Source organism: Halobaculum sp. EA56, assembly GCF_051195075.1.
Lineage (GTDB): Archaea > Halobacteriota > Halobacteria > Halobacteriales > Haloferacaceae > Halobaculum.
On record NZ_JBNTJX010000005.1, the window covers coordinates 288449 to 309991 of the forward strand.

Below are 21543 nucleotides of genomic sequence, written 5' to 3' on the forward strand. Positions count from 1 at the left end.
TTAGGGACGCCTAAAGCCTGTCGATGTTTCGGCCGGCCGAAATCCGGGGCTACCGCGGTCTGGTCCGGCGATCGCGGGGACGGACCCGGCGCCGCCGCTCAGTCCGTGACGTCGACGGTCGCGCCGGACTCGGCGGACTCGTAGACGGCCGCCAGCGCGCGCATGTCGACCAGCGCGTGCCGGCCGTCCGGGCGGATCCCCGCCCCCGCGAGCAGCTGGTGGCCGAAGTAGGCGAACTCCTCCTCCAGTTGGTGGACCTGCTCGAACGACACGTCGGCGCGGACGCCGTCGCGCTCGACCGCGAGCGCGCGGTCCTCGCGCTCGTAGAACGCCGGGTCGAGGATCAGCCGGCCCTCGGTCCCGGTCACCTCGAACCGGCTGGCGTGGCCGGCGTTCTGGCTGACCGTGCACGTCGCGTCGACGCCGTCGGGGAACGTCAGCCGGAAGGAGGCGTGCTCGTCCACGCCGGCGAACGCCCCGTGTTCGGTGCGCGTCCGGCCCGCCGCCTCGACCGGGTCGGCGTCGAGCACGAACCGCGTCGTGTTGAGCGGGTAGACGCCCAGGTCCATGAGCGCACAGCCGCCCGACAGCTCCGGGTCGAGCCGCCACTGGTCGTGGTCGGCCGACAGCTCCCCGAGCATCGTCTGCGACATCGACGCGTGGACGTGGACCGGGTCCCCGACGAACCCGCCCGCGAGCAGCTCCCGGACGCGCCGGACGGCCGGCTCCGTCTGCATCCGGTAGCCGACCATCAGCGGGACGTCCGCCCCCTCGCAGGCGGCGACGAGCCGCTCCGCGCGCTCGACGGTCGCCTCCAGCGGCTTCTCACACAGGACCGCCTTCCCCTGCTCGGCGGCGGCCTCGACGTACTCCAGGTGCGTCGCGTTCGGCGTCGCGACGTACACCGCGTCGTACTCGTCGGCGACCTCGCCGGCGCGGAACGCCTCAGGCGTCGCGCCGGTCAGGTCGTGCTCGTCGGCGACTGCCGCGACCGCGTCGGGGTTCACGTCGGTCGCGACGGTCGCCTCCGTGTAGGCGGAGCGCTCGATGCCGGGCAGCGCCCACTCCCGGGTGAACCACCCCGCGCCGACGACCGCGATCCGGATCGGGTCCTCGACCGCGGCCGGGTCCAGCGTCTGCCAGTCGCGTCGCGCGAAGTCGTCGACGTAGTCGGCGAGGCGTGTCTCCATCGTCACGGACCGTCGCCCGCCCCGGGCATAAGTCCGGGCGTCATCGGGTCCGTCTCGGTCGGGACCGCGGCGTCGAGCGGGATCCGGTCGGCGCGACGGTCCCTCGCGGCTCAGGGCGCCGCACGCTCCTCGCCCCCGTCGCCGACGACGTACCGTCGTAACCGGTCGACCGCGGAGTCGACGACCTCCCCGGTCGTCCGGGCCACCGCGCGGTCGACGTCGACGTCGCGGAGGGAAACGACGGCCCAGGGCGAGACGAACGACTCGCGGTTCAGCCGTCCCCGCCGGAAGCGCCCGGCGAGCGGGAGGCTCGCCTCGTACTCCTTCGTCGTGATCCCGAGTCCGATGTACTGTTCTCCCGCGAACGGGTGGCTGTCGTCGCTGACGACGAGATACGGGCGTCGCGGCGTCCGTCCGAACGGGTCCGCGGCGACGACGACTGTCCCCCGCGCGTACGCCGGCGCCGTCACGCGTCGCGCTCCCCGTCGTCGCCCCCCTCGCTGTTCAGGTCCGGGAGGTCGGCGTCCCAGTCTGGGTTCTCGTCGTAGTAGTCGCCGGCGAACTCCTCGGCGACCGTCCGGAGGCCGACCGAGCTCGCCGCGTGGGCGTCGAACGCCGTCGGATCGATCGCCCAGTACTCGCCCTTGTGCCGGACGAGCCCCCGCTCCTCAAGCCGGCTCAGCGTCGTTCCGACGCTCCCGCGGGGGATGTCCAGTTCCGCCGCCAACTCGCCCGCGCGGTACCCGAGGTCGGGTCGGTCCGCGAGGAACTCCAGGATCCGCCGCCCGTTCGTCCCCTCGTCCGGAAGGTCCGTCGGACGGTAGCTCTCGAAGTCGACCGGCATACGTAACAGTACGTAACGGGCTGTAATAACGACACCGGAGGACCGCGGGTCCCTACAGCCGCTCCGCGACGTGGTCTGCCGCCTTCAGCGCCAGCGCCGCGATGGTGAGCGTCGGGTTCATCGCCCCGCCGGTGACGAAGGCAGAGCTTCCCGCGATCGTGAGGTTCCCGAGGTCGTGGGTCCGAAGCTGCGGGTTCACGACGCTCTCCGCCGGATCGGTGCCCATGCGCGTCGTGCCCATGTGGTGGTACGCGGGGCCGGTGTTGTCCGGCCCGACCGTCCAGCCGATGTCGGCGCCCAGTTCCGCAAGCACCTCGCGCTGGATCTCGTTGGCCCGCTCGATGGTCCGGCGTGTGATCGGATCGAGGCCCCAGACCACGTCCGGGACGGGGTTGCCGTGGTCGTCGGTCCGCGAGGGGTCGAGCCGGATCCGGTTCTCCCGTCGGGGCAGTTGCTCGACGAGCGCGCCCATCGCGACGTGGGTGCCGTAGGCGCCGCGGATCTCCGCCAGGAGCTCGTCGCCGAAGGTGTCGGCCGTGAGCGCCACGTCCGCGGGCGCCGGGCCGGCGTAGTTGAGGAACTCCAGCTTGATCGCGGTGCGGGAGTCGTCGGGCCGGTCGTAGAACTGGTGGCTCTCGGAGGTGTTGAACCCGACGTGCTTCTGGCGCGTGGGCTCGTCGATCGTCCCGCCCGTCCCCGCGAACAGGTGGTCCATGAAGTACCGCCCCACGAGCCCCGAGGAGTTGGCGAGGCCGTCCGGGTACGTTTCGCTCTCCGAGAGCAGGAGTAGGCGCGGCGTCTCCACGCCGCCGGCGGCGACGACGAACTCCCGGGCCTCCTGTCGGTGCTCCCCGCCGTCGGGCGTCGCGTACACCGCCGCGGTGACGCGGTCGCCTGCGTCGTCGTGTTCGAGCCGCTGGACGGGCACCCGGTCGAGCACGCGCGCCCCGTTCGCCTCCGCGGCGGCGACGTGCCGCGTCGCGTCGTACTTGGCGCCGGAGGGGCAGACGGGCTTGCAGGTGCCGTACCCGACGCAGGCGCCCGCCTCGTCGGTCGGCTCGGAGTTGCGCGCGTTCGGCACCGAGTGGGTGGTCACCCCGACCGCCTCGCACGCCTCCGCGAACAGCGAGTCGCTGTAGGAGGGCGGGAACGCCGGGAGCGGGTGGGGCCGCTCGCGCGGCGGCGCGAACGGGTTGTCCGAGGCGCCCGCCACGGACAGTTCCTCCTCGGCCTCGGCGTAGTACGGCCGGAGGTCGGCGTAGTCGATGGGCCAGTCGTCGCCCAGCCCGACCGACGAGTCCAGCTCGAAGTCCTGCTCGTGCAGCCGCATCACCATCCCCTGCCAGTGGAGGGTGCTGCCGCCGATGCCCTTCACGCGGGCGACGTTGAGCGGGTAGAACCGGTCGCCGCTGGCGCTGAAGGCGTCGCGCTCGCCGCCCATGTCCCACACCGGCGCGTCCACGCCGGGGCGGAGGTGGCGCTCCATCCGCTCGTCGCGGTCGGCAGGGTCGAACCGCGGGCCCGCGTCCAGGACGACCACGTCGTGGCCGGCCGCCGAGAGCCGCGCGGCCACGAGCGCCCCCGCGGGGCCCGCGCCGACGATACAGACGTCGGCCCGCGGCGACGGCGTGCGGTCAACCTCCGGGGCGTCCGCGCCGGCGTCGCTCATCGGTCGGGCCCCCGTCGGTACGACTCCGTCCCGCCGGGGTGGCCGGGCGGGTTCTCCAGCCCCGCGAGCCCCGCGCCCGTCGGCGACGTGTAGAAGGCGTACAGCAGTTCGTTCACGACGTAGTGACGGACGCGCTCGGCGTCCGTCCCCTCCGGATCCGGGTCCACGTCGTCCACGCTCATGTACCCGAGCGCCTCCGCCCGCGTCTCGGTCGACAGGGCCGCGAACCGCTCGTCGTAGAACTCCTCGGCGTACTCGTCGAGTTCGCGGACCGCCTCGGCGACCCCGCGCGCGTAGGCGTCGCCGCCGTCGACCCGGCCGCCGGTGTACGTCCGGACGAACTCCGGGATCCCCTCCACGTCCGACGGGTAGACGGCCTCCGCGACGGCGACGAGCGTCGACAGCTCGTGCTCGCCGACCGGCGTCCCGTCCGTGTCGCCGTCGGCGCCGTCGCTCGCGCCGGCGTCTCGGGACGCCGTCGGCGCTCCGCACCCCGCGAGCGAGCCGGCCCCGGCGGCCGAGAGCGCCGCCAGCGCGTCGCGTCGGGACAGCTGCATTCGACCGCTAATTAGGGCGACCTAAACAAGAGGGTTGTGCTCCGCGCCGGTCCGGGTCGCGACGACGCCCCGGCGGGCTAGTCGTCCGGTTCGTCCGGTTCGTTCGACTCGTCCGACCTGTCCGGACCGATCCCGCGCTCCCGAACGCCGCGGCGGACCTCGGCGGCGCGCTCGCGAACCCAGCCGGCGTACCGCTCGACCGTCGCGGGGTCCTTCCCGAAGTAGGAGGCGACCCACTCCCGCGAGCCCCACGGGCGGGTCAGCAGGTACGCCGCGAGCGTGTCCCGGCCGGCCTGGACGACCTCCGGGGGGATCCCCCGCTCGCCGGTGTCGGCCTCCCGGAACCCGTTCGTGTCGAAGTACACGTCGGCGTACAGCTCCGCGTCGTCGGCGGACTCGAACGCGGCGCCGCGGTGGTCGGGCGCCTCGAAGCGGTATGTCTCGCCGTCCGGACCGCGGTCGACCTCGATCCGCACGCCGAGTACGTACTCCCGATGGACCGACAGGGACCCGTCGGGCACCCCGGAGTGTCGCGTTCGGGACACCGTGATCACCACAGGGGGCCGACGCGGCCCTCCCCGTCGTCGTCCCCGTCCTCGGCGTCGTCCGTGCCGTCGCCGCGGCCGTTTCCGTTGCCGTCGTCGTCCTCGTCGTCGGATCCGCGTCCGCCGTCCCGGCCCCGGCCGGGTCCGCTGTTTCCGTTCGGCTCGTACACGTACAGGCAGTCGTTGCTGTAGGTGCGCCCGAGCTGATCGGCGTCCTCACAGCAGAGGACGCGGCCGTCGTCCATGACGTAGACGTTGTCGACGTTGATCAGCGCGTCGTCGGCCACGTCCGCGGGGTCGGTGCCGTCCGGGCCGACGATGACCGGCTCCAGCTTGGAGACGTTGTAGTCGCGCTCCAGACGGGCGCGGTACACGATCCCGCCGTCGACGCGGTCGAGGCGGACGTCGCCCTCGTCGTTCGCCAGGTCGTCGTTGAACTCCGAGATGCCGAAGTAGACGTAGTCGCCCGGTCCCGCCCCGTCGACGCTGTCGACGCCCTCGGCCTTGTTGAACTCGATGCTGGCTCCGATCTCCTTTGCGGCCGCCCGCGTCTCCAGGAACGGCACCCGACGGAGTTCCTCGTCGACGCCGTCGGGGCCGTTCGCCTCGTACTGCTCGGCCCACCGCAGTATCTCCTCGTCGGTGACGTAGTCGCGGTTGCCGTCCTCGACCACCGCGCGGTCAGCCTCCGCCAGCGCCGCCTCCAGATCGTCGCGCCAGTCGGTCTCGGCGTGTGTCTCCAGGTAGTCCGCCTGCGTGAGGCCATCGTACTCGGCGATCCACGACTCGACCTCCGCGTTGCTCGCGTGTCCCAGTTCGAGCCACTCGACGTGCAGCGGGATCCGGGCCGGCGAGAGCTTCTTGCCCGCCGCGGGGTTGGCGATCTTCGGGGCGTACAGCGTCCCCGAGACGTCCATCGGGTCGTCGTACTCGTCGATCGGCTCGTCGGCGACGAACTTGTAGATCCCCTTGCTGTCGCCGTCGGAGCACTCGTAGACGGTCCGCCGGTCGCTCTGCACGTCCGGCGCCTCCCAGGCGGCACGGCCCATCACGTAGTACTTCACCGGGGTGGGCTCCTCGGCGGTCGGCTCGCGGATGTCCACGTGGTAGCCGTAGCGGTAGGGGTTGGGGTACACGTCCGTGATCGGATCGAGCGTGTTCCCGTCGTCGGCCTGATCGACCGGCTCGGCCCCGAGGTAGTACGCGAGGAACTCGGTTCCCGTCAGCGCCCAGTAGCCCTGCACGTACCAGCTCTCCTCGCCGTACAGCTCGTCGACCGCGTCCTGGATCCCGGAGGGGTTCGGCCGGTTCCAGAACTCGTGTGCGCCGCGGATCCCGACTCCAGAGCCCGCCTCGGCGACGTCGCCGACGGTCGCGGTGAGCGACACCCGCGGGTGGGCGTAGTTCTCCTCCGAGGAGATCATCGTCCCCCACGGGCTCAGGTCGCCGTAGCAGTTGATCCGGGTCCCGCCCACGGCCCGCATCGCGTCCGTGTTCGCGAGGTTCAGCGCCCCGTTGAGGTCGACCGACCACTCCCCTTCCTCTGTCCGTTCGAGCGGGATCCGGGTGACGTTGCCGGGGCTGTTCTCCCAGTTGGTGAACAGGTAGCCGGCACGCCCGTCCTCGTCGGTCGGCACGAACTGGTTGCAGTCCGGGTTCGTCGCCGCTCCGCCGTACTGGGTCCCCCGGAAGGTGTCGAGGGTGATGTCGGTGCCGTCGGGCGTCTGCACCACGCCGAGGCGTTCGTCGCCGCCGGCGATCGGGTCGCCCCCCTGCGCGAGGAGGTCGTAGTCCCCCTCGCTCACGCGGACCCGTTTCCGTTCGGCGTTGTCGGTCGGGACGCTCAGCTCGTCGAAGTCGTCGTTGCTTCCCCCCATTGTGAAGGTGAAGCCCCTCACGACCCCGATCCCGGCGGTGTCGTACGGCGGCGTGTTCTCCCCGCTCGGGTGCTGGAGGCTGTACAGCAGGGTACCGTCCGCGAAGACGAACGGCCCGGTCACCTCCGCCCCGAGCGCGGTCGTCGAGAAGCGCTTGAGGTCGCCGCGGACGCTCGGCGCGCCCTCGGTGTCCGACTCCTCGTACTCCGCGCTCGCCACCCCTGTCCCGGCCACGCTCGCCCCCAGCGCCGCGGCCACTGAACTCTCCATCAGCGTTCGGCGGTTGAATCTCGCCAATTATCCGCCATCTATAACCGATACGTACTGATTATTTATATTTGAACAACTGTGAACGCATGTGGGGTACGGAGCGATACGTTCGGCTCCGTATCCCCCGATCGCCGCTCCGACCGTCACGCCGCGTGTCGAACACACGTGTAGGGCTTTTATCACACACAGCTAACTAATTCGAGTGTATCATGGTACCAATGCACTCGAGTGACCCGACCGCCGACCGCCTCGACCGCCGGAGGACCACGTCGCCCGGGAGGCGCGGTCCGTCGACGGGGCCGGACGACGGGGCTCGATGACCGACGGCGCGAACGGGGACGGGAACGGGACCGGGCGCGCGGACCGGCCGGCCCGCCGGGAGGGACAGTCACGGGTCGCGGACGAGTCGTCGTTCCGCGCCGCCCTCCGGTCGCTGCTCGGCGAGGCGGTCGCCGCCGGCGTCGACGTGGAGGGGGAGTGGCGGCTCGCGGGTGCCGGCGACGCGACGACCTGGTCCGTCACGGTCGACGGGGCGACCACGACGACGGTGTCCGACCTGCGGGACCACTCGGAGTTGACCGTCGGGATCACCGACGCGGTCTGCGAGCACACCGGCACCGACCCGAGCGACCTCCCGCCCCTGTACGACGCGGTGGACCCGGAGGTCCTCGCGGCGGTCGTCGACGGGGAGGACGTCCCCGACGCCGACGCGACCGCGCGACGGTTCGTGTTCGAGTACGCCGGCCACGAGGTCGTCGTCCGATCCGACGGGACGGTCCGTGTCCGCGAGTAGCGCCGTCGCCCGCGGTCGCTGTCGATGCACAACGGATAAGTGATCCGTCGAGAACTAATCGACGAGCGACTGCTATAGCTCAAATTACTACCACCGTCCCGCCACCGCCCGGGACCGACACGGCCGACGGGCTCACGAGGCGTCGAGGTCCTCGACGGCGGCCTCGACCTCGCGGACCTGTCGACGTCCGGCGTCGGCGGCCTCGGAGGCGCTCCGGAGCCGGTCCTGCAGCGACTCGATCTCCGAGACGGCGGTCCCGACCGTGTCGGCGACCTCCTGTGCGGAGCGGGCGTGCTCGTCGGTCGCGGCGGCGACCTGCGCGGCCCCGCCGGCGGTCTCCTCGACGGCCTCCGTGATCTCCTCGAACACCGCCGCGACGTTCCCGACGCGGTCGCGCGCCTGCGCCACGTCGTCGGTCGTCTCCGCGAGGAGGTCGTCCACCTCGCGGCCGCGCGAGCGCACCTCCCCGACGAGCCCCTCGACGCGCTCGGCGTGGCGCTGGCTCTCCTCGGCGAGCGCCTTCACCTCCTCGGCGACGACGGCGAACCCCTCGCCGGCCTCGCCCGCCCGCGCCGCCTCGATCGAGGCGTTGAGCGCCAGCATGTTCGTCTGGTCGGCGATCCCGTCGATGAGGTCGATCACGTCCCCGATCTCCTCGGCGTGGTCGGTGAGCGACCCCACCGCCTCGCGCATCTCGGCGGCCGACTCGTCGACGCCGCGGATCGCCTCGGCCGCCTCGTCGGCGGCGTCGTCGCCGTCGGCGACGAGGTCGTCTGCCCGCTCGCTCGCCCGCTCTACCTCCTCGGCGCTGGCGGCGATCTCCTCGACGGCGGCGCTCTGGTCGGTCACCTCGTCGGCCACCCGCCTGAGCCGCTCGGTCTGCTCGCCGGCGAAGGCGTCCGCCTCGTCGGTGAACTCGTCCACCTCCTCGACGACCGACTTCAGTTCGGCCGTCTGTCCGGACACCTCGTCGCCGACGCGCTCCTGCAGCGACTCCAGGCGCCGCCGCCGCTCGACGTGGTCGGTCACGTCGTTCGCCACGGAGAACGCCCCCACGGGCTCCCCGTCGGGGTCGCGAAGCGGCACCGCGTACACCTGTAGCGCCTTGTCGACGCGATCGATCTCCCTGATCGCGTCCTCGCTGACCGTCTCGTTCGTCCGGGCCACCTCCTCGGCGAGCGTCTCGTCGGTGCCCTTCGTCCCCAGCAGGTCGTGGGCGTTCCTCCCGAGCGCCTCCGACCGTTCGATGCCCGTCATCTCGGTGTGGGCCTGGTTCCAGTGGGTTATCTCCCCGCCGTCGTCGACGACGAGCACGCTCTCGGGAAGTTCCGCGACGAGCTGATCGAACGCCTCCCGCCAGAACGACGCCTCGCGCTCGTGGCGCTCGGCGGCCGTCTCCGGCGCGGCCCGCTCGACGTACGCCTCCGCGAGCCGTTCCGCTCCCGTCGCCTCGTCCGCCGTGGTCCCGCGTTCCGGCGTCTCCTCCCCGGTCGCCTCCGTACCCGGTTCCCCCGTCCCCGTCGACGCGTCGCCGCGTCCGGGGCCAGCGTCCTGTGGCCTCGACATTCGTCCGGACCGTTCGCCCTTCCCCTTGTATACGTTCCCCGCCGGTTATCACGTCGGATACCTCTCGGGCGGCGATGCGAGGGGGCGTTTCGGGGCGGGCCGCGGGTCGCGTCGGTACCGGGGGGGTTTATGCCGGACGGGGTGTGATCGGGACGCATGGTGCTAGAGGACGACCTCTCGGAGCGGCCGGAGTCGCCGGAGGAGCTGCGCGAGCGGGCCGCCGCCGCCCCCCGCTCGGAGGACATCGACGTGACCGACGTGTTCGACGACGGGTTCGTCGCCGCCAACACCGACTTCGAGACGTTCGACGCGATGGTCGCCGCGAGCCCGTCGCCCGCGGACTCGGCGGCCGACCTGGAGCTGATCCCCGACGGCGCCTGGGACGAGTTCGTCGCCGAACACACCGTCTTCGAGGACGAGGAGGAACTCGTCGTGGAGGCACGCGACCACTGGGTCGCCGTCCAGCTCGACATCGAGGAGTAGCGACGGGGGGGCGCCGGGGTCGGCCGCCGGTTCGGGCGGCCGGACCCCGATCAGATCAGAACGGGTACTCGCGCGGCTCGTGCTGCAGCGAGATCCACTTCGTCTCGGTGACCTCGTTCAGGAACTCGTCGGTGTTGTACCCGCCCATCCCCGAGGCGTTGGTGCCGCTGAACGGGACGTGCGCCTCGTCGTTGATCGGCTGGTCGTTCACGTGGACCATCCCCGTGTCGAGGCGGTCGGCGATGCGCCTGCCCGCGCCCACGTCGCCCGCGTGCACGGATCCGGAGAGCCCGTACTCGGTGTCGTTCGCGAGCTCCACGGCCTCGTCGACGTCCGAGAACGGGATGACCGGCGCGATGGGGCCGAAGTGCTCGAAGCAAGCGGCGGACATGTCGTTGGTCACGTCGGAGAGCACCGTCGGCGCGACGACGAGCGAGTCGTCGACCCCGTCCAGGTCGACGGTGTGGCCGCCCGTCTCCAGCGTCGCGCCGGCGTCGAGCGTCTCGTCGACGTACTCCAGCATCTCGTCGCGCTGCGACTCGTCGATGATCGGCCCGACCACCACGCCCTCGTCGTGGGCCGACCCGACCGGCAGCGACTCGGCGCGCTCGGTCAGCCGCGCGACGTACTCGTCGTACACCGACTCCTGGACGAGGTGGCGGTTGATCGAGATGCACACCTGCCCCTGGTGGACGAACGAGCCGAAGACGGCCGCGTCGATCGCCTGATCGAGGTCCGCGTCCTCGGTGACGAGGTGGACGTTGTTGCCGCCGAGTTCCATCGCGGGCGTCGCGAGGTTCTCGGCCGCCTTCGAGGCGACGCGCCGGCCGACGGGCGTCGATCCAGTGAACGCGACCACGTCGCTCTCGGGGTGGCCCGCGACGCGGTCGCCGATCTCCGACCCGCGGCCGGTGACGACGTTGAGGACGCCCGCCGGGAGGCCCGCCGCCTCGAACAGCTTCGCGAACAGGAGGCCGCCCGTGATCGGCGTGTTCGTCGCGGGCTTGAGCACGACCGCGTTGCCGGCGGCGATGGCGGGCGCGACCGCGCGCATCGACAGGTTCAGCGGGAAGTTCCACGGGGAGATGACCGTGACGACCCCCGAGGGGATCCGCTCGACGACGTTCTCCTTGCCGGGGATGTTCGAGGCGGCGTGCTCGCCCTTCATCCGCCGGGGGACCGTCGCCGCCTCGGCCGCCTGGTCGGCCGCGAGGTGGACGGAGGTGCCGCCCATCGCCGCCGGGACGCCGCCCGCTTCGGTCGCGAGGAGGCCGACGATCTCCTCGTCGTGCCCCTCCAGCAGGTCGAGCATCTCGTGGATCACCTCCTCCCGCTGTGCCGGCGGCGCCTCCGCCCACTCCTCCCCGGCGGCCGCGGCCGCCTCGTAGGCGGCGTCCACGTCCGCCTCCGTCGCGCGGGCGACGCGGGCGAACGTCTCGCGCGTCGAGGGGTCCTCGACGGCGATGGTCTCGCCGCCCTCGGCCGATCGCCACTCGCCGTCGATGTACAGTTCGCTCCAGTCAGCGTCGGGTGACAGGTCTAGTTCCATCCCATAGAGGGTTCGGCCGTGCGACAATAGTGCGGCTGAAGCCGGATCGTTTCTCCGGTATTCGTGACCGAGTGACACGCGGGTCCGCGGTCGACCGACGCGCGAGCGGCGGGCGTCCCCGACGGGTCGCGTCCTGGCTGAAGGGGTCCAGCGCGTCCTACCTGAAGGGGTCTAGCGCGTCCTACCTGAAGGGGACCATTTATACCGATATCGGGCGCACATGCTCGCGTGAAGTTCGTCCGTTTCAACGAGGACCGTCTGGGCCTCCTGACCGACGACGACGGCATCGTAGACCTGACCGACCGCCTGGGCATCGAATCGCACGACCCGCTGCAGACGTACATCCGCGGCGACTACGACGCGAGCGAGTACGCCGACGCGGACCCCGACTTCGACCGGTCGGAGGTGACGCTCGGCTCGCCGGTCCACCGGCCGGGCAAGGTGATCGCCGCGCCGCTCAACTACGAGAACCACATCGAGGAGGCGCTGGCCGACCGCGACATCACCACCGACGAGTGGTTCTCCATCGAGGACAAGGGCTACTTCCTCAAGGCGCCCTCCAGCGTGGTGGGCCCCGACGACGGCGTCGAGCTCCCCTTCTCGGACCGCCGGACGGACCACGAGATCGAGCTGGCGTTCGTCATGGCCGACGACGTGAAGGACGTCGACGCCGAGGAGGCGTGGGACCACGTCTTCGGGTACACGATCCTGCTCGACATCTCCGTCCGCGGCGACCAGGACCGCTCGAACCGGAAGTCCTACGACACCTTCACCGTCATCGGGCCGTGCGTCGTCACCGCCGACGAGATCGACGACCCGCAGGACCTGGAGATGGAGCTGCAGCTCAACGGCGAGACCCGCCAGCGGGAGAACACCGGCGACATGGTGTACACCTGCGCGGACGTGGTGCAGTACGCCTCGCTCGGCGCGACGATCGAGGCCGGCGACGTGATCACGACCGGAACGCCCGAGGGCGTCAGCCAGCTGCACGACGGCGACACGATCGACGCCGAGATCGAGGGCGTCGGCGCCATGACCGTCGACGTGACCGAGCGCGACGTGCGGTTCGCCGACGTGAACGTGAACAAGGGCGGCCAGGAGTAAGGCCCGCCGCGTTCGGTCCCTCGACCCGACCGGCCGCGACCCGTACCTTTTCGTCGTCTCATCGGAGTGAGACCGTATGGCGCAGTCATCGACTGATCGGCTCCGTGATCTGACCGACGACCTGCTCGTCCGCGACGCGGACGCCCACGCCGAGGCCGTGGCGGCGCTCGCCGAGGAGGGCGACGAGCGCGTGATCCCGCACCTGTTCGAGGTGCTCGTGATCGACGCCATCGCGAACGACTGGGGACGGTTCGGCTTCCCGGCGGTGCTCCGCGGGCGGGACCCGCCGCGGTACCTCGACCTCCCCGAGGTCCGGTGGCCGGGCGTCCGCGACGCGCTCGGCGCGCTCGCGGAGCCGGACTACGACTCCGAACACGCCTGGGTGGAATGGGAATCGTGGTACTCTCAGCGGGACATCGCGCCCCTGGCCGGCTTCGACGAGTGGAAGCTCAGGCTGTACCGCTCGTACCTCCCGCCGGTCGGCGCGCTGCTCGACCGGGAGCCGCGGGCGTTCGACCTCCGGGACGTCCGGTGGGGCAACTGCGACCGGTCGTTCCTCGCGGCGCTCAACGCGCCCGACTTCGTCGCGGGCGACGCCGTCTCGACGGACGCGGCCGACGGCGACCGTTCCTCGGGTGCCGACGCCGAGCACGGCGACGCGTCGGTCGCCGGCGACGACGCCCCCGAGCGCTACCTCGACGACGACGACGTCGTCTTCGGGTTCGAGATCGACGGGGTCGCCTACGCGGTGCCGCGGTGGGTGATCTTCCCCCACGAACTCCTCAACGCCGTCGTGGCGGGCGTCCCGGTGAGCCTCACCTACTGCACGCTGTGTAACGCCCCGATCCTCTATGACCGGCGGGTCGAGGGCGACGTGCTCACGTTCGGGAGCTCGGGGATGCTCGTCTCCGGCAACAAGGTGATGTACGACGAGGAGACCGAGACGCTGTGGGACCAGCACACGGGCACGCCGACGGCCGGACGCTACCTCGAGCGCGACCCGGACCTCGCGCTCGACCAGCACCTCGTCACGCAGACGGACTGGGGCTCCTGGCGCGCCGAACACCCCGACACGCGAGCGCTCGACATCGACACGGGGTACGGGTACGACTACTCCCACTACGAGGACGACGTCGGCTTCTTCGAGCACTACTGGACGAAGGAGTCGGTGATCCAGCCGGGCGTCCGGAGCGAGTCGGGTCCCCTCCCGGAGAAGGCGTCAGTCTACGGGGTCACCGAGGGCTCGCGGGCGGCGTGGGTGATCCCGGTCGACGACCTCGACGACGAGTCCGTGATCGCGGGGGAGGCGGCCGGCCGCGAGGTCGTCGCGCTCCTCGACGCCACCGGCGACGTGGCCGTCTACGAGGCTCCGCCGCTCCCGGTGGAACGAACGGACGGGCGGCTGGTCGACGCGGACGGCACACAGTGGACCGTGACGCGGGAGGAACTCCGGGGCGACGGTGGCGAGACCCGAGAGCGCGTCCCCGGCCGCCACGGGCTGTGGTTCGCGTTCCGCACCCACTACGACGAGACCCACGTGCTCCCGGGGCCGACGGACGACGAGTAGGAGGCGACGGAAGCGGCCGGCGTAGTACGGTCGGGCAGACCCGGCCGGACTACGAGGAGGGCTCCGCCTCGGCGTAGAAGTTGAACGCCTCGAAGACGGGCCGGTCGGTCATGCCGAGCAGGACCGCCTCGTCGTCGGGCTCGTGGTGGTGGGTCGCGTCCGGCGGGACGACGAAGATGTCCCACTGGCCCCACTCCAGCGCCTCGCCGTCGACGTGGGTGGCGCCCTCGCCCTCGATGACGAAGTACACCTCCACGGCGTTGTGGAAGTGCGGGTCGGTCGGCCCGTCGTTCAGGAGCTGCGCGCGGAACGACATCGTCGGGAACAGCGGTTCCTTCCCGGTGGCGGGGTTGACGTACGCCAGCGAGTAGCCGTCGTACGGGTCGGGGTCGTCGTTGTCGGCGCGCTGGCGCAGCGCCTCCTCCATCTCGTCCCAGCCGAAGCGGTACGGCGGCGTCGGCTCCCGGATGCCCTCGAACGGGCCGGGGATCGTCCCGTCGTCGCGCTCGCCGGCCGGCCGACCGCGGCCGTACTGGGAGTCCCAGTACCCCTGCGTCTTCGTGACGGGCTGTCGTTCCAGCTCGTGGTTCTCGAAGACGTTGCTCGCGTTCAGCGAGTCGAGGACCAGCGGCAGGTCGAGCACGTCGAGCCACGCGGCCGTCTCGTCGGACTCGTTGACGTGGTCGTGCCACTCCCACTGCGGGGTCGTGATGAGGTCGTTGTCCTCCATCGGGAACTCCTCGCCGGCGACGACCGTCTTCATGTCCTCGTGGCCGTCGATGGTGTACCGGAGCGCGTTCGCGCCGTGACGGTGCGAGGGAGCGGTCTCGCCGGGCGAGACGGTCTGGACGCCGACGTAGATGGTGTTGGAGACGGCGTTCCCCAGCGAGGTGTTGATCGGGACGGCCACCCGGCGCTGGAACCCCGGAGGGAGCTCCGCGATCGGCACGTCCGCCTCGATGCCGTCGATGGACGCCTGGATGTCCTCCCACTTCCAGATGTCCGCCTCCAGGTCGTCGTAGGTGTTCCCGAAGTCGTCCTCGACCTCCCAGAGGGGACGGAGGCTGTTCTCTTCGAGGAGTTCCCGGGTATCCGCGCTCAGCTCCAGGAGCTCCTCCGGCTCTTGCTGGGCCATGTATCCACGTTCGCACAGATCGAGGATAAGTGTATTGGACGGATCGTCGGCCCGCCTCGCCCGTCACGCCTCCGACCGCCCCGTCGTCTCCGCCTCGTCGACGCGACAGTCGCGGTCGTCGTCGCGGCCGCCCCGCGGTCGCTCGCCCGCTCCGGCCTCCGCCTCCCCGTGCGGGGCTCGGCGTCGCGGTCAGATCTCCGCCTGCGACTCGAACACGTCGGCGGAGGGGAACACGGACCGACAGTCCTCACAGACCATCTGCCCCTGAATGGCGTACTCCCAGAGCTTCCCGCCACAGTCCGAACAGTCGAAGTGCGCTCGCACGAACGGGCTCTCCTCCGCGTACGGGTTCTCGAAGTCCGCCATACACGGGACTATCGACGGGGGAAGCAAAAGGATATCGTCCGTGGGGGCGGTCGGGCCGGCCGAGCGGCGCCGGATCCGCGCGTTCGCCGGTCGACTCGTCACTCCTCGGCGTACGGTGCCATCGCCGCCCGGAGGTCGTCGGGGATCTCGCGGGACCCGGCCTCCCGCTCGGCGCACACGCGCTGTTCGAACCCCGAGAAGGCGACCTCCCCGTCGCGTCGGGCGACGTACTCGAACCGGACGCTCCGTGTGCCGAGATCCGGGGTCAGCGTCACCCGCACGTCGTCGCCGGCCTCGACCGACCGCTCGAACTCGAAGTTCATCTCCACCAGCGGCAGGCCGTACCCGTGTTCCTCGGTGATCTCCCAGAACGGGAACCCGATCTCCTGCATGAACATGTCGGAGGTCTCGTGGAGCGCGTCGACGATCCGCGGGTAGTGGGCGATGCCGAACGGGTCCGTGTCCGAGAAGCGGACCGTCCACACGCGCTCGAAGCGCTCACTCACGGTCGACCTCCGCGGTGCCGCTCCCGTCGCCGACGCGGCCGTTGTCGCCGTCGACACCGTCGCCGACCTCCTCACCCCCGAGTACCACGAGCGCGTCCAGCGCGACCGCCCCGTCGGCCGTCGCGAGCACCGGGTTCACGTCCACCTCGGCGATCGCGTCGTGCTCGACGAGGAGGTCGCCGACGGCCGCCACGACGTCCGCGAGCGCGTCGACGTCGGCCGGCGCGCTCCCGCGGTACCCCGCGAGGAGCTTCGACGCCGTCAGCTCCTCGATCGCCTCGCGGGCCTCCGCGCGGTCGACCGGCGCGAGCCGGTGGCTGGTGTCCTCGAACACCTCCGTGAACACCCCGCCCAGCCCCGCCAGCACGACCGGCCCGAACGAGGGGTCGCGCAGCCCCCCGACGATGACCTCCGTCCCCTCGCCGGTGTCCGCCATCTCCTCGACGAGCAGGCCGGCCTCGATCCCCGCCGCGTCGGCCTCGGACCCGATCCGCTCGGCGGCCGCCCGGACCGCCTCGGCCGAGTCGAGGCCGACGGCGACGCCGGCGCCGCCGCCCCACTCGCTCTTGTGGACCACCGCCGGCGACGACACCTTCACGACCACCGGGTACCCGATCCCCTCGGCGGCCGCGACCGCCCCGTCTGCGTCGTCGGCGACGGCGAAGTCCGTCGTCTCGACGCCCGTCTCCCGGAGCAGGGTCTTCGACTCGGCCTCGGTGAGCGTCGCCCGGCCGTCGGCCAGCGCGGCCGCGACCGGCCCGTCGCCGCCGCTCATCCGTTCACCTCCCCGTCGGCGGCCGGTTCCGGGACGACTCCGTCCCCGCGCAGGGACGCGTACCGCGCGAGCGTCGCGGCCGCCTCCGCGCCGCGCTCGGGCTGGAAGTACACGGGAACGCCCGCCTCGCGGAGCGCGTCCACCTGGTCGTCCATCGCCTCGGGCGGGCCCTCGGAGACGAACAACACCGGCGTGTCCGCAGTTTCGTGGAGCCCGTCCAGCGCCTCGACCGGGAACCCCAGCGCCTCCTCGAACAGTTCGTACACGAGCACCACGTCGATGGCGTCGTCGGTCGCGACCGCCTCGACCACCTCCCCGAACTCGGGCATCGGCCGGCCGGTGTCGACCGGGTTGCCGGAGAAGGTGATCCCGGGGAGGATGCCGTCGATCCGCTCCCGCGTCTCCGCGCCCAACTCCGGGAGCGCGGCGCCCGCCCGCTGGAGCCGGTCGGCGATGATGATCCCCGGCCCCGCCTGCGCGGTGACGACGCCGACGTTCCCGCCGCTCGGCTCCGGTTCGTGCGCGAGCGCGACCCCCGCGTCGAGGAGGGCGGCCGTCGAGTCGACCGTCGGGACGCCGTACTGCTCGAACCCCGCGAGGTAGAGGTCGTGGTCGCCGGTGAGCGCGCCGGTGTGGGACTCGGCGAACTCGCCCACGTCCGACTGCCCCACCTTGTAGGCGGCGACGGGCGTCTCGGCGTCGCGACACGTCTCCAGCAGGCTCCGGGCGTCGTCGGTCCCCTCGACGTGGAGCACGATGGCGTCGGTGTCGGCGTGGCCGTCGAAGTACGCGATCGCCTCCTCGAAGCCGACGTTCGCGCGGTTGCCGAGGCCGACCATCGCCGAGACGCCGTACCCCTCGCGGGTCGACCGGAACGCGAGGTCGTGGGCGACCCCGCCCGACTGGGCGAGGACCGCAACGTCGCCGGCGGGGACGTCCTCGACGCCGCTGGCGAACGAGAAGCGGAGCTCGTCGCCGGGGACGAGATACCCGCTCGTGTTCGGGCCGAGCAGCGCGATCCCGTGTTCGTCCGCGACGTCGACGACCGCCCGCTGGAGTTCCTCGCCCTCCTCGCCGGCCTCGGCGAAGCCGCCGGCGTAGATGACCGCCCCGCCGACGCCGGCCTCGCCGCACTCCGCGAGCACGTCGGGGACGACCGGCGCCGGCACGCACACAAGCGCCAGGTCGACGCCGTCCACGTCGGTCACCGAGTCCACGAACGGCTCGCCGAACAGCGTCCCCTCGCCCGAGGGGTTGACGGGGTACACCGGCCCGTCGAACCGGACCGCGCTCGCCATCGCCTCGTGCCCGATCTTGTCCTCGTTCGTCGAGGCCCCGACGACCGCGACGGAGCCCGGATCGAACAGTCGCTGAAGGTTCACGCGGTTGGGTTCCTCGGGGCACCGCATATCCTTTTCCCCGCCGGCGAACGCGGCGTCGGCCGGTTCTCCCGGCACCGGGAAGTGACAGACGCGGACAGCCGCTCTCCGACCGCCGACGGACGCCGGTCGGCGGTTCCCCTCCTGTCCGACGACGCCGCCCGACGCCCGACGTGCGGGAAGCCCACGTAAGCGGAGCCGACGGGAGGGAAGATTATTGTAGCCGGCGGGCGCGCGGACTCCCACGACGATGTCAGCCCGTTCAGGACCCGGTCCGATCCCCCCTCCCTCGCTCCCGGTCGACGCCGCGTGGCTCTCGGTGCCGGTCGGCGTCCTCGCCGCGGCGGCGGTCCTCCTCGCGGCCCCGCTTCCGGCCGACGCGGCCCGCATGCTCGCGATCACGACCTTCTGCATCGCGCTGTGGGTCGGGACGCCCGTCCCGCCGTGGTTCACCGCGGTCGTCGGCCTCGGCCTCATCGGCGTCGGGTTCTCGACGGAACTCGCGCTGTTCGGCTTCCGGTCGCCGGCGACGTGGCTGATCGTCCTCGGCATCCTCATCGGGGAGGCGACCCGACAGAGCGGCCTCGCCCGGCTCGTCGAGCGCCGCGTCGTCGAGGTGATGCCCGCGGACGCGACCGCCGACCCGCGCGCGGCGTACCGGTACCTCCTGGGGGCCTTCTCGCTCATCGGCGCTGGGTTCGTCTTCCTCGTCCCCTCGGCGCTGGTCCGGGTCCTGATCCTCGGGCCGGTCCTGATCTCCGTCGGCGAGCGGTTCACGGAGCGGCGAGCCCGGGTGGGGCTGTTCCTCGGCCCGCTGTTCGTCACGTACTACGCGGGCGCGGGGGTGCTCACCGGCTCGCTCGGCAACATCATCATCGCGGGCATCGCTGAGTCGGCCGCCGGGCTCTCGATCGGGTGGGTCGAGTGGCTCGTCTGGCTCGGCCCGGTGATGACCGTCCTCCGGACGGGCGTGGTCGCCGCCGTCGCGTACGTCCTCTACCGGCCGACCGACGGCGACGCGCTCGCGGCCGACGCCGGGGAGGTGAGCGCCGATCCGGGGACGGCCGGCGGGGAACGCCGGATGCTCGCGTTCCTCCTGGTCGGCGTGGCGGTGTGGGCGACCGACGCCGTCCACGGCCTCCACCCGCTGTACGGCGCGCTCGTCGTGACGGTGTTGGTGTTCCTTCCGCGCGTCGGCGTCGTCGACCTCGACGCCGCCGGCGACGCCGACTTCACGATCCTCTTCTTCCTCGGCGCGATCTTCGCCATCGCGGAGGGGCTCCAGCGCACCGCCTTCACCGACACCGCCGCCGGCGCGGTGCTGGCGGCGGTGCCCGCGGACGCGTCGCTGCCGGTCGTGCTCGGGGCCGTCTCGCTCGTCACGGCCGCGCTGACGCTCGTGATGGAGGGGCTCGCGGTCGCGAGCGTGCTGACCCCGGTGCTCGTCGCGTTCGCGCGCGACGCGGGGATCCCGCTGCTCCCCGTCGCGATGGTCGAGGCGGTGACGCTCGTGACGTACTTCTTCCCGTATCAGTCCGCCGTGCTCGTCGCCCTGCTCGGACTCGACGTCGTGGACTCCCGCGAGGTGATCCGCATGGCGACCGCCTGCTCGCTCGCGACGCTGCTGGTGCTCTTCCCGATCCAGATCGCCGTGTTCACCGTCGCCTTCGGCTGATATCGTCCCCCCGGGGGACGTCGCGGCCGACCGTGAGCGACTCCCGGGGCCGGACGCGATCCGCGACCGCGTCCGGCCACGGTCGGCGGCGGCGGTGTCGTCCCTCGGTGGCGGCCGCGTCAGTCCTCGATCTCGTCCAACACGGCGTCGCGTTTGATCTTCCCAGTGCTCGTCCGCGGGATGGACGCGCCCGTGCGGACCGCGTAGTTCCGGGGGCGCTTGAAGTTCGCCAGGTCCGTCTCCTCCCGGCAGAACTCGTCGAGGTCGTCGCCGGTCACGTCGGCGTCCTCGTCGACGACGACCACCGCGCTGACGACCTTCCCCCAGTGCTCGTCGTCCTCGCCGTAGACGAACGCCTCCCGCACGGCGTCGTGGTTCTCCAGCGCGTGCTCCACCTCGACGGGGTAGACGTTCTCGCCGCCGCTCTGGAACATGTTGTCGACCCGGTCGACGATGTAGAGGTAGCCGTCCTCGTCGACCTCGGCGACGTCGCGCGTCCGGAGCCAGCCGTCGAAGAACGACTTGGCCTCCGCCTCGGGGTTGTCGATGTACCCGCGCGCCATCCCCGGGCCGCGGGCGATGATCTCCCCCTGCTCGCCGGGGTCGACCGTCGCCTCCGGGTCGGGGTCCTCGTCGATCGGCGCCGTCTCGACGACGCGGAGCTCGTAGGTGTGCGCCTCCTTCCCGATGGTCCCCGGGTGGTCGAGCTGCGCCGAGGGGTGCGCGAAGCTGAGGTTCGGCCCCGCCTCGGTCATCCCGTAGGTGTTGTACAGGTGCTCGGAGAGGTACTCGTGCGTCCGCTCGACGAGGCGCTCGCTCACCACCGAGCCGCCGGTCCGGATGTACGACAGCGACGACGTGTCGTAGTCCGCCTCCTCCTGCACGTCGTTCATCGCGGTGAGCTGGGTCGGCACCGCGAGCAGCCCGGTCACCCCGTGCTCCTCGACGAGCGACAGCGCGTCCGCCGGGTCGAAGTCGGACTGGACGAGCACCGCCGCGCCGGCGACGAGGTGAGGGTAGATCCACGCGTCGCTGGAGACCATGTGGTACCAGGGCGTCGTCATCACGCCCACGTCGGTGTGGTCGATGCCGTGCTCCATCACGCCCTGGATCGCGCCGTACCAGAGCTGTTCGCCGTCGAACGGCACCGCCTTCGGGAGGCTGGTCGTCCCGCTCGTGTAGAAGACGCTCACGTCGCCGTCGGCGGGCAGCGACCCGTCGAGTTCCGGCTCCGCGCCGTCGAGGAGGGACCCGTACTCCTCGGCGCCGTCCACGTCCACCGCGCGCTCGCCCGCGTGAACGGCCAGCGAGAAGTCGCCCCGGTCGAGCATCGCCCGCGCGGTCTCGGCCTTCCCGTCGTCGAAGATCAGCCCGGTGGCGCCGGCGGCCTCGCACATCCGGACCAGCTCGGCCGGCTTCGCGCGGAACGGGAGCTGCACGGTCGGCGTCCCGCGTTTGTGCCCCGCGACCATCGCCTCCACCATCTCCGGGCCGTTCACCCCGAGGGCGGCGACCGGGCCGTCGCCGAGACGCTCCGCGAGCCCGTTCGCGAGCCGGCTCGTCCGGTCGTCGAGGTCCGCGTAGGTGAAGCGCCGCCCGTCGTCGGTCAGGACCGCCGGCTCGGCGCCGTGACACCGAACGCTCCGTCGGAAGGCGTCAATGAATCTCATGCGTTATGGGTAGTGTGAGAGGT

20 protein-coding genes are annotated in these 21543 nt (G+C 71.7%); 5 read left to right on the forward strand and 15 right to left on the reverse strand.

The features are described from left to right. Positions 1–98: 98 nt before the first annotated feature. The 7 genes from gfo6 to ACQUQ1_RS11160 form a co-directional block, all read right to left on the reverse strand. Positions 99–1190 (reverse strand): D-xylose 1-dehydrogenase Gfo6, encoded by a 1092-nt coding sequence (gfo6, locus tag ACQUQ1_RS11130; RefSeq protein WP_435064368.1) that lies wholly within the window; start codon positions 1188–1190, stop codon positions 99–101. Positions 1191–1300: 110 nt separating this feature from the next. After that, the gene (locus tag ACQUQ1_RS11135) at positions 1301–1660 is read right to left on the reverse strand and encodes a hypothetical protein (RefSeq protein WP_435064369.1); all 360 of its coding nucleotides are present in this window, start codon (positions 1658–1660) and stop codon (positions 1301–1303) included. Beyond that, on the reverse strand, positions 1657–2034 hold the full coding sequence (locus ACQUQ1_RS11140) for a MarR family transcriptional regulator (RefSeq protein WP_435064370.1): 378 nt from the start codon (positions 2032–2034) through the stop codon (positions 1657–1659). Before ACQUQ1_RS11140 ends, ACQUQ1_RS11135 begins: the two co-directional genes overlap by 4 nt. A gap of 52 nt (positions 2035–2086) precedes the next feature. Beyond that, positions 2087–3703, reverse strand: a complete 1617-nt coding sequence (locus ACQUQ1_RS11145) for a GMC family oxidoreductase (protein ID WP_435064371.1) — start codon at positions 3701–3703, stop codon at positions 2087–2089. Then, a complete protein-coding gene (locus ACQUQ1_RS11150) occupies positions 3700–4260 on the reverse strand; it encodes a gluconate 2-dehydrogenase subunit 3 family protein (protein WP_435064372.1) in 561 nt (186 codons plus the stop codon). The genes ACQUQ1_RS11145 and ACQUQ1_RS11150 overlap by 4 nt, the downstream gene beginning before the upstream one ends. A gap of 77 nt (positions 4261–4337) precedes the next feature. Beyond that, complete coding sequence (locus tag ACQUQ1_RS11155; RefSeq protein WP_435064373.1) at positions 4338–4805, reverse strand: hypothetical protein; 468 nt, start codon at positions 4803–4805, stop codon at positions 4338–4340. Positions 4806–4810: 5 nt separating this feature from the next. After that, a complete protein-coding gene (locus ACQUQ1_RS11160; protein ID WP_435064374.1) occupies positions 4811–6952 on the reverse strand; it encodes an alkaline phosphatase PhoX in 2142 nt (713 codons plus the stop codon). Between the two features lie 316 nt (positions 6953–7268). Between ACQUQ1_RS11160 and ACQUQ1_RS11165 the strand changes: the two genes are divergently transcribed. Beyond that, positions 7269–7745, forward strand: a complete 477-nt coding sequence (locus ACQUQ1_RS11165; RefSeq protein ID WP_435064375.1) for a HalOD1 output domain-containing protein — start codon at positions 7269–7271, stop codon at positions 7743–7745. A 132-nt stretch (positions 7746–7877) separates the two neighbouring features. Here the strand turns inward: ACQUQ1_RS11165 and ACQUQ1_RS11170 are convergent, their stop codons facing one another. After that, on the reverse strand, positions 7878–9311 hold the full coding sequence (locus tag ACQUQ1_RS11170) for a methyl-accepting chemotaxis protein (RefSeq protein WP_435064376.1): 1434 nt from the start codon (positions 9309–9311) through the stop codon (positions 7878–7880). Between the two features lie 156 nt (positions 9312–9467). On the opposite strand from ACQUQ1_RS11170, the gene ACQUQ1_RS11175 reads away from it, so the two are divergent. Next, positions 9468–9794, forward strand: coding sequence for a hypothetical protein (locus ACQUQ1_RS11175; RefSeq protein WP_435064377.1), 327 nt, complete (start codon positions 9468–9470; stop codon positions 9792–9794). Positions 9795–9849: 55 nt separating this feature from the next. On the opposite strand, the gene ACQUQ1_RS11180 is transcribed toward ACQUQ1_RS11175, so the two are convergent. Then, positions 9850–11343, reverse strand: a complete 1494-nt coding sequence (locus tag ACQUQ1_RS11180; RefSeq protein ID WP_435064378.1) for an aldehyde dehydrogenase family protein — start codon at positions 11341–11343, stop codon at positions 9850–9852. Positions 11344–11571: 228 nt separating this feature from the next. Between ACQUQ1_RS11180 and ACQUQ1_RS11185 the strand changes: the two genes are divergently transcribed. Further along, the gene (locus ACQUQ1_RS11185) at positions 11572–12447 is read left to right on the forward strand and encodes a fumarylacetoacetate hydrolase family protein (RefSeq protein WP_435064379.1); all 876 of its coding nucleotides are present in this window, start codon (positions 11572–11574) and stop codon (positions 12445–12447) included. A 76-nt stretch (positions 12448–12523) separates the two neighbouring features. Then, positions 12524–14014 carry a DUF3179 domain-containing (seleno)protein gene (locus tag ACQUQ1_RS11190; RefSeq protein ID WP_435064380.1) on the forward strand — a complete coding sequence of 497 codons (1491 nt, stop codon included), beginning with the start codon at positions 12524–12526 and terminating at the stop codon, positions 14012–14014. Between the two features lie 49 nt (positions 14015–14063). On the opposite strand, the gene ACQUQ1_RS11195 is transcribed toward ACQUQ1_RS11190, so the two are convergent. The 5 genes from ACQUQ1_RS11195 to ACQUQ1_RS11215 all read right to left on the reverse strand — a co-directional run bounded on the left by ACQUQ1_RS11195 (position 14064) and on the right by ACQUQ1_RS11215 (position 18178). After that, the gene (locus ACQUQ1_RS11195) at positions 14064–15149 is read right to left on the reverse strand and encodes a cupin domain-containing protein (RefSeq protein WP_435064381.1); all 1086 of its coding nucleotides are present in this window, start codon (positions 15147–15149) and stop codon (positions 14064–14066) included. A 189-nt stretch (positions 15150–15338) separates the two neighbouring features. Next, complete coding sequence (locus ACQUQ1_RS11200; protein WP_435064382.1) at positions 15339–15515, reverse strand: hypothetical protein; 177 nt, start codon at positions 15513–15515, stop codon at positions 15339–15341. A 98-nt stretch (positions 15516–15613) separates the two neighbouring features. Further along, complete coding sequence (locus ACQUQ1_RS11205) at positions 15614–16021, reverse strand: acyl-CoA thioesterase (protein WP_435064383.1); 408 nt, start codon at positions 16019–16021, stop codon at positions 15614–15616. Next, positions 16014–16796: an acetate--CoA ligase family protein gene (locus tag ACQUQ1_RS11210; protein WP_435064384.1), complete on the reverse strand. Its 783-nt coding sequence runs from the start codon at positions 16794–16796 to the stop codon at positions 16014–16016. Before ACQUQ1_RS11210 ends, ACQUQ1_RS11205 begins: the two co-directional genes overlap by 8 nt. After that, positions 16793–18178: a CoA-binding protein gene (locus ACQUQ1_RS11215; RefSeq protein ID WP_435064385.1), complete on the reverse strand. Its 1386-nt coding sequence runs from the start codon at positions 18176–18178 to the stop codon at positions 16793–16795. Before ACQUQ1_RS11215 ends, ACQUQ1_RS11210 begins: the two co-directional genes overlap by 4 nt. A gap of 247 nt (positions 18179–18425) precedes the next feature. On the opposite strand from ACQUQ1_RS11215, the gene ACQUQ1_RS11220 reads away from it, so the two are divergent. Beyond that, entirely contained in the window at positions 18426–19850 is a 1425-nt protein-coding gene (locus ACQUQ1_RS11220; protein WP_435064386.1) for an SLC13 family permease, read from the forward strand. A gap of 119 nt (positions 19851–19969) precedes the next feature. Here the strand turns inward: ACQUQ1_RS11220 and ACQUQ1_RS11225 are convergent, their stop codons facing one another. Next, the gene (locus tag ACQUQ1_RS11225; RefSeq protein WP_435064387.1) at positions 19970–21520 is read right to left on the reverse strand and encodes a class I adenylate-forming enzyme family protein; all 1551 of its coding nucleotides are present in this window, start codon (positions 21518–21520) and stop codon (positions 19970–19972) included. Positions 21521–21543: the final 23 nt, after the last annotated feature.